Annotated in this window: 12 protein-coding genes; 1 reads left to right on the top strand and 11 read right to left on the bottom strand. The window is 59.1% G+C overall.

The features are described from left to right. The 8 genes from AB6804_RS30855 to AB6804_RS30820 form a co-directional block, all read right to left on the bottom strand. The coding region (locus AB6804_RS30855) for a chemotaxis protein CheB (RefSeq protein WP_370889684.1) at positions 1-351 on the bottom strand (351 nt) is incomplete at its 3' end. Positions 352-436: 85 nt separating this feature from the next. Next, positions 437-802 (bottom strand): hypothetical protein, encoded by a 366-nt coding sequence (locus AB6804_RS30850; protein ID WP_370889683.1) that lies wholly within the window; start codon positions 800-802, stop codon positions 437-439. Positions 803-810: 8 nt separating this feature from the next. Then, positions 811-3,954, bottom strand: coding sequence for a CheR family methyltransferase (locus AB6804_RS30845; protein ID WP_370889682.1), 3,144 nt, complete (start codon positions 3,952-3,954; stop codon positions 811-813). Continuing rightward, positions 3,951-4,184, bottom strand: coding sequence for a type II toxin-antitoxin system ParD family antitoxin (locus AB6804_RS30840; protein ID WP_370889681.1), 234 nt, complete (start codon positions 4,182-4,184; stop codon positions 3,951-3,953). Before AB6804_RS30840 ends, AB6804_RS30845 begins: the two co-directional genes overlap by 4 nt. A gap of 245 nt (positions 4,185-4,429) precedes the next feature. Continuing rightward, entirely contained in the window at positions 4,430-4,927 is a 498-nt protein-coding gene (locus AB6804_RS30835) for a hypothetical protein (RefSeq protein ID WP_370889680.1), read from the bottom strand. Positions 4,928-5,292: 365 nt separating this feature from the next. Further along, positions 5,293-5,553, bottom strand: a complete 261-nt coding sequence (locus AB6804_RS30830; protein WP_370889685.1) for a DUF6723 family protein — start codon at positions 5,551-5,553, stop codon at positions 5,293-5,295. Positions 5,554-5,737: 184 nt separating this feature from the next. Then, the gene (locus AB6804_RS30825) at positions 5,738-7,744 is read right to left on the bottom strand and encodes a prolyl oligopeptidase family serine peptidase (RefSeq protein WP_370889679.1); all 2,007 of its coding nucleotides are present in this window, start codon (positions 7,742-7,744) and stop codon (positions 5,738-5,740) included. Beyond that, entirely contained in the window at positions 7,728-7,853 is a 126-nt protein-coding gene (locus tag AB6804_RS30820; RefSeq protein WP_370889678.1) for a hypothetical protein, read from the bottom strand. The genes AB6804_RS30825 and AB6804_RS30820 overlap by 17 nt, the downstream gene beginning before the upstream one ends. An 853-nt stretch (positions 7,854-8,706) precedes the next feature. Between AB6804_RS30820 and AB6804_RS30815 the strand changes: the two genes are divergently transcribed. Beyond that, positions 8,707-8,841: a hypothetical protein gene (locus AB6804_RS30815; protein ID WP_370889677.1), complete on the top strand. Its 135-nt coding sequence runs from the start codon at positions 8,707-8,709 to the stop codon at positions 8,839-8,841. A gap of 1,115 nt (positions 8,842-9,956) precedes the next feature. Here the strand turns inward: AB6804_RS30815 and AB6804_RS30810 are convergent. The 3 genes from AB6804_RS30810 to AB6804_RS30800 all read right to left on the bottom strand — a co-directional run bounded on the left by AB6804_RS30810 (position 9,957) and on the right by AB6804_RS30800 (position 11,241). Next, complete coding sequence (locus AB6804_RS30810) at positions 9,957-10,316, bottom strand: hypothetical protein (RefSeq protein WP_370889676.1); 360 nt, start codon at positions 10,314-10,316, stop codon at positions 9,957-9,959. Positions 10,317-10,410: 94 nt separating this feature from the next. After that, positions 10,411-10,671: a DUF4148 domain-containing protein gene (locus AB6804_RS30805; protein ID WP_370889675.1), complete on the bottom strand. Its 261-nt coding sequence runs from the start codon at positions 10,669-10,671 to the stop codon at positions 10,411-10,413. A 111-nt stretch (positions 10,672-10,782) separates the two neighbouring features. Continuing rightward, positions 10,783-11,241, bottom strand: a complete 459-nt coding sequence (locus AB6804_RS30800; protein WP_370889674.1) for an NUDIX domain-containing protein — start codon at positions 11,239-11,241, stop codon at positions 10,783-10,785. Between the last annotated feature and the right edge of the window lie 194 nt (positions 11,242-11,435).

Here is an 11,435-nt window from a genome sequence, read left to right as displayed (position 1 = left end):
CAAACTGGACTTCTCCGCCTTCAACTCGCATGCCCGCTGAAGGCCGTTACCCACTCCGTTTTCAAAAGAGCCAATAATACCGTCGCGCAATAACATGTGTCTGTCGGGAGGGGCAACATAGGCCGTACCTTTTGCAATCGCTTCGCCGTCGGAGGCATGGACAACTGGCAACGGGCTATCCGCCGCAAGCAGTTGCGGAAGCTGACTTGGCCATGTGCCGATGTGCATCACGATGAAGATGCTCGCCGGAAAGTCCGAAGGTAGCGCGGCAACAATCGTTTTAAGTGCCGCAAGCCCCCCAAGCGAAGCTGCCACCACAACGATGTCCCGTCTAATAGTCGTTCTTTGCATGAAATGGCCTCCATGCGAAAGCCCAGCAAGCATTGAGCCCAGCAGTTCAGAAACGCGTCTCGGTGGACGGACACTGATTACAAGGTCAACGGGTCAGCGCCCTCAAGGGCGCCTGGTAATTCGAACGGCTTCTGAACCCGCAGGTATTGGCGGTACCAAGCGTCCACGGTCTCGGCGGCATACCCGGTTGCGAACAGTGCGATGCTCCGCGATGCGAGCGCATCGGCACTGCATACGACTTCTCGCCGTTCAGGTCCACATCGAGGATTGCAGCGTCGATCTGCTTTCTGCCTTTCTCTAGCCGCGCGACCGCTTCGCGTGGCGTCGAGATAGGCCCGACGACGTCTGCGCCAGCCTGTTCGAGCACGGTTGATAGCGCGAGAGCCACCAGGAAGTCGTCCTCTACTAGCAGGATCGTACGGCCTTCCAGTTTCCTCGTCGCTTCTACCATTTTTCGTCTTACTGGTTTTTACTGCCGTAGAAATTGCCTGACGGCAGCGGTATCTCGATATGGCATGAGACGCCGTCAGGATTGAACTTTAATTCAGTTCGCGCGTGCAGCGTAAATTTGAGCGCTTTCTCAATCAATTGCCGACCGAAGCCGATCTTGGTGCTATCTGGCGTCGTGCCGAGTGCGCTCTCGAGCCACCTGATCACCAGGTGGGCCGCTCCCTGCACCTCGGATTCGACGCTCCACCGCACATCCAGCCGGGCGTTCTCGTCCCTCAAAGCGCCGTACTTCACGGCATTGGTGGCGAGTTCATGAAGCACCAGTGCGATCGTTTGTACGTTGCGAAAGCCCAACGGCACGACGGGGCCACCCACCGTAATCCGGCCACTGTCCGCGACGCCGAGTGCATCGAACTCCAGTTGCACGATATCGCCAAGCTTGATGAGGTTACCGTCTGCTTCACCGATCAGTCCCTGAAGACGGCCAAGGGCTGCCAGACGGCTGGTGAAAGTGTCAAGCGCTGGGTCGCCAGTCAGGGTCTGCTGCGCGATTGACTGGATGACCGCCAGCAGGTTGCGCGTTCGGTGCTGCAATTCCGCGATCAATAAGTTCTGCCGGTCCTCGGCATGCACCATAGCCGTGATGTCGACAAATGCAATGACTACGCCATCTGTCTTTCCGTTGCCGTCTCGATAGGGCGCAAGACGCACGAGGATGTGCGTGAGTCCGTCGTTGCTAACGACCTTGCGCTCGCGTGGCTCGTCGATATTGAAGACTGCCTCGATGTCCGACTCCAGTTCGCGCATATCAAAACGACTGACCAGCTCCGTGATAGGGCGGCCGCGATCGATCGGTCGGATGTGGAATATGCTCGCCATCGCTGGCGTGAACGAACGAATCACGAGATGGCGGTCGAGAAAAACGGTGGCTACCGACGTACTCTCAAATAAGTTCTGTAGATCGCTGTTCGACCGGTTTAGCGCGTCAATCTTTCCATTGAGTTCGAGGTTGACGGTATGAAGCTCCTCGTTGAGCGAGACGAGCTCCTCTTTTGATGACTCCTGTTCCTCGTTGGAAGACTCCAGTTCCTCGTTGACGGAAACAAGTTCCTCATTGGCTGATTTGAGCTCTTCAAGCGCTGTTTCGTATTCCTCCATCATCGACTGCAGGCGTTCACGTGTATCGCGAAGCTCCTTCTCAATCTGGAGCGCTGTACCATCGCGCATGGCTTGGGCGCGCACGAGCGCGTCCTCGCGGGACAGAACAGGCCCTCGGTCTGCGAAGATGACCAGATACATGCGTTCCGCGTGCGCCTGTTCGGGTAGCGGTTCGACTGTCAGACTGATGACCTGAACCCGGCCGTCTTCACCGTCGATTGCCACGCCCTCGCGCGTGACCGAGCTGTCGGATTCGACGGCTTCCCGAAACACCGCGCGCAACTCCAGGCCGAGGCCCTTGCGTGCCATTGCGAAAACTTGCCGGGACGGGGCGCCCGGCGCGGCCTCGAGATACTTGCCGGTGCGCGGTGAGTAATAGACGACGTCGCCTTCACGTGTAACCAGAAGGTGCGGCGGAGTGAACCGCTCCAACATGTGGCTGTCGACGACCTGACGTAAGGCGGCACCGCCGAGCGCGGGACGGATCGGAGCGACAGCGGCCAGATGGCCGGTCGCTGAGAAAGACGCGGGCAATGGCACGCGAATCTGCCTTGAGACGTTAGCGCGACGCCGGAAGATGCGGTGCTGTTTCTCAACAGGGCAGAAGAGCTCATCGAATTGGCCCAAGTCCTCCGAGGTGCCGAGAAACAGATATCCATCCGGGCGCAGCGCAAAATGAAATGTCGGGATAACCTGGTTCTGAATCTCGGTGCCAAAGTAAATCAGTAAGTTGCGACATGAGACGAGATCGATACGGGAAAAAGGTGGGTCACGAATGACGCTATGCGGCGAAAAGATGCACAGATCACGGACTTCCTTGCTTAACACGTAGCTGTCGCCGTCTAGAATAAAAAACCGCTTGCGCCGCTCCTCGGAGACACCGTCCAGTAGAGGAAGGGGGTAGCGCGCGGCACGCGCAACGGCGAGCGCCCCGTCGTGGATGTCGGTTGCAAAAATCTGCACGCGCGGCGGCTGAGCGAGGCCGTCGATGTACTCCCGCATAAGCATCGCAATCGAATAGACTTCTTCGCCTGTCGCGCAGCCCGGCACCCAAACGCGGACCGTGTCGTCTACGCCGCGGCCCTCGAACAGTTTGGGGACAATCAGCTCCGCGAGGGTCTCAAACGCCGGTGCGTCGCGAAAGAAGCTGGTCACGTTTATCAGCAGGTCGCGAAAGAGCGCAGTGACTTCTTCTGGATCAGCGCCAAGACGCGCCACATAGGCCTGAGGCGTCTCGATCTCCAGCACCTGCATGCGCCGCTGCACCCGACGCAGGAAGGTGTTGACCTTGTAGCCGCTGAAGTCGTGCCCCATCTGATTGCGCAAAACCGAATAAATGGCCTCGCGAACTTCGTCGAGCGCTTGGCCTTGCGCGTGCTTGTCGGCGTTCTCTGCCAGCCCGTCGAGTACGAACAGACCGGCGGCGAAGCTCACAAGCTTTGGCCCCATTTGTTCCACCGGTACAGCCAGATCGACTAGCCCTGTTGCAATGGCGCTGTCGGGCATGCCCGCGTCGTGAGAGCCGAATCGGTCAGGTGCCTGAGCGAGCGTGAGCCCACCGCGCTCCTTGATGGCTTTAATGCCGAGCATACCGTCGGAGTCACCGCCTGACAGGACGACCCCAGCCGAGAGTTCACCAATGTCCGCGGCGAGCGCACTGAAGAAGATATCGACGGGTTTGCGCTCGCGACGATAGTTGTCCTGTGCCTTCACGCGAAGTCTACGGTTTTCGATCGTTACCACCGCGTCGGTCGGTAACAGGTACACGCTGTCGACTTCGACAGCTTCATTGTCAGTGATGAGTCGCACCGGCATGCAAGTGAAGCGCGATATGCTGTCCGGCAGCATGCTTTGGCGGTCCGGGCTGTCGTGCGCAACGATCACGCACGACAGCCCCGGGTTGTCCGTCAGGCCGCGGAAAAATCCCTCCAGGGCTTCTACTCCGCCCGCGGAGGCGCCCACGCCCACAATTGGGAAGTTGTCGGGCGCGGTCATGCTTTCCCCTGAGTCGGCGCGCGCTTTTTCGCGGGGGGCTCCGAAGTGTCAAGCGTACGGTCCGTGAGACTTCCGGGCGACCTGGCGATATGCGTTTGTTCCTCGAGCAGGCGCAGCCCAGCGCGCACGACCTCACTCGCGGAACCATATCGCCCGCCGTCGACTTCTTGCTTAATGAATGCCGCTAGGCGCTCCGTGACACTGATGCTCAACGCGTGTTTGCTCGGCATGTTTGGTCTAAAGGCAAGAGATACCAAAATATAATACCCCTTTCCCGGTCGGATGAGGCAAGGTTGTCAGGACACCTCGGCTTCTGCATGCAACTGGACAGGGTCTAACTAGCGCCCTTTTGCGTGCCTGCGGGTAACTATAGCGATGGCCGATCGGCCGGAAAGGACCGATCCGGCACCTATGGCCGGAGACGGTAGGGAGGCAGCGATCTGAAAATTTTCGCAATGCTGCAGTTTCGACGAGATCACGTTCGCCCACCCGTCCGCAACGACGAGTGCTCGCGCGCCGTGGCTTGCGCGTTGACGACGCCAGGGCCATATTCCGTGGCCACATCGCACTGCTTACCAACGTTGATTTGAGAGAACGCACTTGGGACAGCCCCCGACCTTGATAGGCATGCGGAATGCGAAGTCACGTCGCGCATCCCGCGCTCGTACCAACTTGGAGATTTGCCATGTCTACGCAAGAGAACCAACGCAACCAGAACCAAAATAACCAAAACAACGAAAACAATCAGAATCGGAACAACGAGAATCAGAACCGAAACAACGAGAATCAAAACAATCAGAACAACGAAAACCAGAACAATCAGAACCGCAACAACGAGAACCGCGACGAATAAAGCGGCGGCTGAGAGAGTTATGCGCTCGACGTTGTAGCGCCTCCGGCTCTGTTCCACAGCGGATGGAACAGAGCCGGCCGTTGGTGCCGCATGCAGACGCTTAACGTCCGCGCTAAGCACATCATCTGCTGCAAAAGCGACTGTTCGCGCGCGTTACGACTGCCACCTTTGTCTCAATGCTTGCTTTATCCCGCAGCCGACTGTCATCGCAGCCTCAAGGATTGCTCTCGATTCGGCGTCGCAATGCCATGCTGCACGGCCCGGTCATGGCCGGAACGGAGTGACGCATCTACCCATGCTGGAGCAACCGCCGACACAAGCCAAGCGCCAGTATCAAGACGAGAGAACGGGTCGTTGCCGTCACCACGACTTGAGCAACAGCGCCCCCGAGGGCCGTCAACGTCTTCAGCATGGCCGGCTGGCTACGCTCAACGCTCGTTCAGAACGCTTAGGTCGCGTCGATGAGGGCGCAGCTGGCAAAAGACTCAGAGCTCGGGCGTGCGGAGATCACCCCTGACCACTTCATCGCCCCTGTGTTCGGCGGCGGCGACGGCAGCGTCCCTGGTTGCATAAGGGCCAATCGTATCCGCCCCATCGAACGGAAACAAAATCCGTCCGTCAGTCTTTCTCACAACTTTCAAGGTCCCGTAGTAGCCGCTTGCCCTGCTGCCGCGGCACGAGGCGTATATGCAAAAGTCGTCTTCGGTCAACCCTGGGGCGGGCGGAGCGTTTCGCGTGGGAAACATCACGAGTTTCGGGCGCCTTCCATTGACGTGCGTCATGCAACTACTCCGACTAAGGAACTGCAAGCGAGGCTGCCTTTGCCGGTGCCCGATTTGCGAGGCGCGAAAAAAAGCACCGGAGCCAAGGCTCATGCGACTCTGGTTAAAGGGAAGTGTCTGAAAGAACCGCACTCTGATCAGACGACGACTATCGCGGTCGATCCATGCCTTTCTCCATGCTTTGATTGCTGTCGGCTCCTGGCTGCTCTATCCACCGGCACAGCCACTGCAGCATGCGCTCCAACATATCCTTGCGATGCGACGGCTTTCCCTTTTCAAAGAAATGGTGACTGCCGCCCGGATAGATGATCATCTCCACCGGCGTCGAGGTCTGGGTCATGATTCCCGTGTAAAGCTCCTCAGCCTGGCACACGGGACAACGCTGATCCGCTTCCCCCTGCAATATGAGCGTCGGTGTGACGACGCGCTCAACGTAGCTGAGCGGCGACAACTCGCGCATTTCGTCACGCTTGACGCTCAGCTCCCCATACATTGAATAGGCATCCGCATAGTAGCCACTGTCTGAAACCCCATAGTGGTTCTCGATGCTGGTCACCGGCGCGGAGACGATCGCTGCCCTGAAGGCCGTCGTATTGCCGATCGCCCATGCACTGAGGTAGCCACCGTACGACTTGCCCGTGATCGCTAGTCGCTCGTCGGCGAGGCCCTCGTTGCGCAGAGCATCGACAGCCGCCATCTGCTGATCGAGGTCGCACTGCCCCCAACGTTTGCGCCCTCGCGAGCTGAAGTTTCTTCCGTAGCTGCTCGATCCGACCGGATTCAACGCAAGCACGCTCCATCCTTTGGAGGCAAGCAGGTACCAGTACACATGCCAGTTGAAGCTCAATAACGTATAGCTCGACGGCCCGCCATGCGCGTCAACCAAAAGTGGACCACTCATGTCACGGTTCTTCGCCCCGAATATCCAGCCGTCGACGAATTCGGTGCCGCCGTCGCCGTCGGGCACCTCGAAGCGCCGCATGACGATTTCGGTGTCAGTCTTGTCGCGCCACCACGGATTGAAGTCAGTCAGCTTACGCTCTCCGGCGCCGTCGAGCGAGCAAACCCATACGTCCTTCGGCGAGGTACCATCCTCGATCGCATAGACGAGGCCGCTTGCGTGCATGCAGAAGGCATCGACCTGCCTGTCGCCTTTGACAACCCGGGTAAGCTCCCCATCGGGGATCGATATCGCCGTGATCTCCTGCCGGCCGTTGCGCGCCTGCACGAAAAGTACTTTTGACGAGTCCTGCGTCCAGAACACCGTCGATCCGGAGACTACCTCGATGTCTTCATCGCCGAGTCCACACGTCTGGCCGGAAGTGACGTCGTGCAGCCACAGCCGCATCTGGGCATCCCCTTCCTGCAGGGAGCCTGTGAAAACGATGTAGCGGCCGTCTGGCGACCAGCGCGGGTAGCTGCATGTGGCCACTTTCTCGGTTACGCGTCGCGCATTCTCGCCTGTGCGGTCAACTATCCACAAATCGGAGCGATGCGCGGTGCGGCCCTCGCGTGTGCGCGTGAATGCGATGCGCTCGCAGTCCGGCGACCAGTCGGCGCTATCGACCTCGAACGGTCCTTTCGTCAATTGCGTGGCCTCGCCTGTCGCCGCCTCGACGCAAAAAAGGTGGATCTCAGAATCAAGCGTGTATCCCACTCCGTCGAGTTTGTACGGAAGACGCCAAACGACATGCGGTGCGTCCGCTGGACGGCTTGCGCCATCGCCGCCACCGCTTGCGGTATCGCCGCGCAATTCGGGGTCGACCGTCATCGTGCAGATTGCGAGCAGATGGCCGCCATCGGGCGCCCACTCGAACGACATGATCCCCGACGGAATATCGGTCAGCCGCCGCGCTTCACCGCCGCCTGTGAGCGGCAACAGATAGACTTGGCGCCCGCCGCCGCGACTCGATAGAAAGGTGAGCGCATGCTCCTTTGGACGGAACCGTGGCGAGGAGTCCGAACCGCTATAGGTCAATTGAAGAGGCTCCTTCGAGCCGTCGAGGGTCAAAAGCCAAATGAACGTTTGGTTGCCATTCGAAGCACGATCGGGCTGCGACAATTCGCATGCGGCGATGCGGCCCTGGGAATCGCATTGGAGTTCTTTGACTTCCTGATAGCGGTAAATATCATCCGATTCAAAGCTGCTCGGCATTTGCTACTCCAGCTGCATTCACTAAAATCGATGCTGTGGCCGGTAGCAAATAATGAAGCCGGTCGCGCCAATCTCGCCGGTTCGTTCGCTTGCCGGTCACCGTGTCCATCTGCTGTTGTCTCCTTGCTTATGCTCCACGTGCGGCACGCTCGCATTCCCTATGCCTATTCGCCGTTCCGAACCACGTCGGCTAAAAATTTGATCGGCCATGACCACGTTCGTTAAGGCGGCGGCCGGCGCTCGACCCATGGGCGAGACTACCTCAACGTTGCAGCGCGGAACTGCGCTTGAGTAGGAATGTGAGTACTGCCGATGCGGTGGCTCGTCGCAGCTCGAGAGCTTACCGATATCGGCGTTCTTCGCTACGGCTAACAAATCGCCGCACCCGGCCACGGACGGCCCGCCCCGCCGTACGGAACTGTGACTGGGCGATTGAAAGTAGCATCGTCTGGAGTCAATCTGCCCGATTTGCTTGCTGATAATCGGCGTCAATGTCGTTGGATCTGCTCTTTCGCGGGTCTCTGCCTGCCCGTCGCCCGCGCGGCGCATCGTGATGTGCTCGATGTGTCGCATGCCAATGCATGGGCGTCTGAATGCCGATCGCCTGGGATCATTTCAAAGAGATCAGCCGCGCAGACGGGGTGGACAATCAAGACGGCTGCAGCGCGCATGCATTCGCTCGGAGTGGATCCACGGGGACTTCCACCGCACTTACCAAGGAATCACCGCTGCAATGCGGCGCGCCGTCGGTATGCGGTAGTTGCGGACGTGCAACCGCAGAGATGCTGAAAAACCTCCTGGCCTTGGATCCAAGCTGAATAACCGTCGGGACTTGATTGACCGCTGCTGCCGGCGTCCATGACGGCCAATACAGCCGCATAGTCAAAAGATGGCTATCGCGAAGCAGGAACACCATATGCGGTAGTGACAGCCCCAACTGTTTTTGGAAAAGGAGCACTGGAATGCCGAAGTCCAAGCTTGGCAATAAGAACCCGACGAACCCGCGTAACGATCAAGGAAAAGGAAAAGCCCAAGGGCAGTTGCAACAGAACCAACCGAAGCAACCAATGCATCAAGGTGGTCAACGGCAGCCTTGAGTATGCTCAAATGCAGTCATAAATCCGCTCCGCATCGCTAGCCACGAAGCGGTGCGGCCCGATGCGGCACGGGATGTCACGAACGCGACTAAGTTGACACCGTCCTGCGGCTCGTTGGCCTGTATCGATAACGTCCAAAAAGTGCGGCGGCACGACCTATGCACACTAGTCAGTGCAGGCAGGCGGCGCTTGCGCGATGTCATTGTAAATTTGGGGGCCAACAATGAAATCCAGGACCAAGAAAATTCTCGCGTCGGCGCTTGTCATGGCGCTATCCGGCGCCGCTTGCGCACAAGCAGGCGGGGGCGGTGGAGCGCGCGCCGGCGGTGCAGGCGGCGGTGGAGCGGGCGGTGGGACGGCCGCCGGCGCTGGTGGGGAACCGGCAGGGGTACGGGTGCCGGCTGGAGCGGTGGGGGCGCAGGAATGCCCGGCGGTGCGGCGTGCGGCCATGCCGGCGCTGCTGGCAGTATGACGCAGGGAACCGGCATCGGCGCAACGACGAATGGCTCGTCGAACAGGACTAACAACGGCGGAACGCACAAGAGCACCGGTTCGGGCCGCAGCCACGGTGCGGGCAGTGGCTCAGCGGGATCAACGAAGAACAGCCAGTAGTGGGCAGTCACCCACCGTGCGGTTTTGCGCGGACGTTTCGGAGTGCGGGCGCTATCCGTCAGTACCGTCGGCCAGGGAAACGAGTCGCACCCGCCGTTGAATTGATTGCATGGCAGCCGCCTTATCGGCACCAAGGCCAGTAGTCGGTCGGTCGCGCGCATAGAGCGTGGTTTCACAGGCTATTGCTGAATAGGAAAAGTCCCTTCGCGTCTACACTTCTTCTGATCGCGGCGAAACAAACGCGAAAGCGCGAAACGATATTCACCGAGCAAACCGGCCGAACTTAATTTCTATCGGAAGCAGCGGTTGTCGGTATAGTGATTCGAGAGGTCGTAGTAGTTGTTCAGCAGTAGTGCTTTATCGCAGTGTTGTAGGCGTTGCAGTCAGGTTGTTCGCACAAGCCCCGGCCAAAGCCTCATTGGTCGGGGCTTCGTTTTTGTGACTATTGAGCGTCAACAATATGCCCTCCTTCCTGGTCTAGCCTAGTTGCACGCCTGAGATTGCTACGCGGCCGATCGGTCATCGACCGGCGATTCATTGAGGAAGTCGCCGCTAACGAAAACGATCGATTCCGCCGCGATATCAAGCGACACGTCCGGGTCGGCTTCTTCACCTTCGGCGCTTGAGCCAATCCATAGTGCGCGTCCGATGAACGAAGTGTCGGGGTAGAGGTGGCAGACGAATGCGCCGCCGCCCGCAGGCGGCTGTTCGTCAACATAGAGCAGGTCGCCGCCACCCAAGGCGTATCGCTCAACGCCTCGGCAGTGGAGCAGCGCGTAGACTGGCGAAAGGGACGTTTTGTCTCCGCGCTCGACGATGGTGATAGTCCGGGCTAACGGGTCAATCAAGTATGCGCTAGTCATTGCTGCCTCTGAGAAGCTTGTTCGGCGGCAGGTTAGCTCGTATCAGCTTGGAGACATCGGTTCGTGCTTCGTCTTTTGCGCTCGGTGGTTGAGTTCAGGGGCGAACCGCCGGCTGCCGATCACTAGCGCAGTCCTCCCCCGCGGCGACCCGGGCTTGCGCTCGCTCAACGTCAGCCGGATACGTGATCTCGTCTGAGATCGGATCGAAACCGGCGCAGCGATACGTGGCGAGATCCTTCCGCACTTGCGCGCGGGTTGAGACATCGCCGCCAGTAGTACAAGCCCCGACAATGCACAGGGTTGCAGCAGTCGTGAGCACTGCGTTAATCGAGCGGGCGAAATGGCTATCACGCATCAGGTCTCTAATATGGAAGTGGTCGCGCTCTGTTAGGGACGCTAAGTCAGGTGCTGGCAATCCGCGTACCTCGCCATGCGACTCGTGATCACTTGCAGCTCGCGCATCAGTCTAGCGCCGCTCATCCCGCTCATCGAAGAACAGACGGACATATTCCGTGTAAAAAACCCTCACCGCTTCCTCATGCAGCGGGAAAGCGAGAGCCGTTGATTGGTCGATGTACAAGAAAGCCGATACCTCATCGGACATCGGCGTACCAGCCAGGACGTCGGTCTCGAGGAGACTGCGGTAGAGACAGAAGACCAAGTTTATGTTTTTCTCAGGAACGTGGCGCGAATGCATTAGGCGCCAGTCGCTGGGCGTGCTCAGGAAGCCAATCTCTTCTTCCGCTTCACGGGCGATGGCCTGCTCAATGCTCTCGCCTTTATCAACGTAGCCACCGAACAGCGCGTTTTTGCCGTGGCCGTCGTCACCGAACTTGCCGCGGACAATGCCCGCAAGCTCGATTCGTCCACTTCGCATCACCGGTAACAAGCCGACCGCGACGCCGTGAGGGTTGTCATAGGGCATCGTTTTGGTCCCGGACCGTGTTTGCAGCGGCTAGCCGGCGGTCAGGGGAAACAGGCGCGTCACGTCGCTTGCGTATCCCGACAAACGCACCCAAGCCCGCATAGTTAAGTTGGGCGTGAGAGGTGGCGCCGGGAATTCGGACAGCTCGGTAAGTGGAAAAAGCTGGGGTCCGAGTCGGCCATAATGGCTGGCAA

The organism is Caballeronia sp. RCC_10, assembly GCF_041360715.1.
Lineage (GTDB): Bacteria > Pseudomonadota > Gammaproteobacteria > Burkholderiales > Burkholderiaceae > Caballeronia > Caballeronia grimmiae.
This window is presented reverse-complemented; position numbering and strand designations above follow the sequence as displayed.

Excerpts from the sequence above, each read along its gene's own strand:
- AB6804_RS30850 (WP_370889683.1), bottom strand. The coding sequence starts at position 802 with ATGGTAGAAGCGACGAGGAAACTGGAAGGCCGTACGATCCTGCTAGTA.
- AB6804_RS30845 (WP_370889682.1), bottom strand. The coding sequence starts at position 3,954 with ATGACCGCGCCCGACAACTTCCCAATTGTGGGCGTGGGCGCCTCCGCG.
- AB6804_RS30840 (WP_370889681.1), bottom strand. The coding sequence starts at position 4,184 with ATGCCGAGCAAACACGCGTTGAGCATCAGTGTCACGGAGCGCCTAGCG.
- AB6804_RS30830 (WP_370889685.1), bottom strand. The coding sequence starts at position 5,553 with ATGTTTCCCACGCGAAACGCTCCGCCCGCCCCAGGGTTGACCGAAGAC.
- AB6804_RS30825 (WP_370889679.1), bottom strand. The coding sequence starts at position 7,744 with ATGCCGAGCAGCTTTGAATCGGATGATATTTACCGCTATCAGGAAGTC.
- AB6804_RS30820 (WP_370889678.1), bottom strand. The coding sequence starts at position 7,853 with ATGGACACGGTGACCGGCAAGCGAACGAACCGGCGAGATTGGCGCGAC.
- AB6804_RS30815 (WP_370889677.1), top strand. The coding sequence starts at position 8,707 with ATGCCGAAGTCCAAGCTTGGCAATAAGAACCCGACGAACCCGCGTAAC.
- AB6804_RS30810 (WP_370889676.1), bottom strand. The coding sequence starts at position 10,316 with ATGACTAGCGCATACTTGATTGACCCGTTAGCCCGGACTATCACCATC.
- AB6804_RS30805 (WP_370889675.1), bottom strand. The coding sequence starts at position 10,671 with ATGCGTGATAGCCATTTCGCCCGCTCGATTAACGCAGTGCTCACGACT.
- AB6804_RS30800 (WP_370889674.1), bottom strand. The coding sequence starts at position 11,241 with ATGCCCTATGACAACCCTCACGGCGTCGCGGTCGGCTTGTTACCGGTG.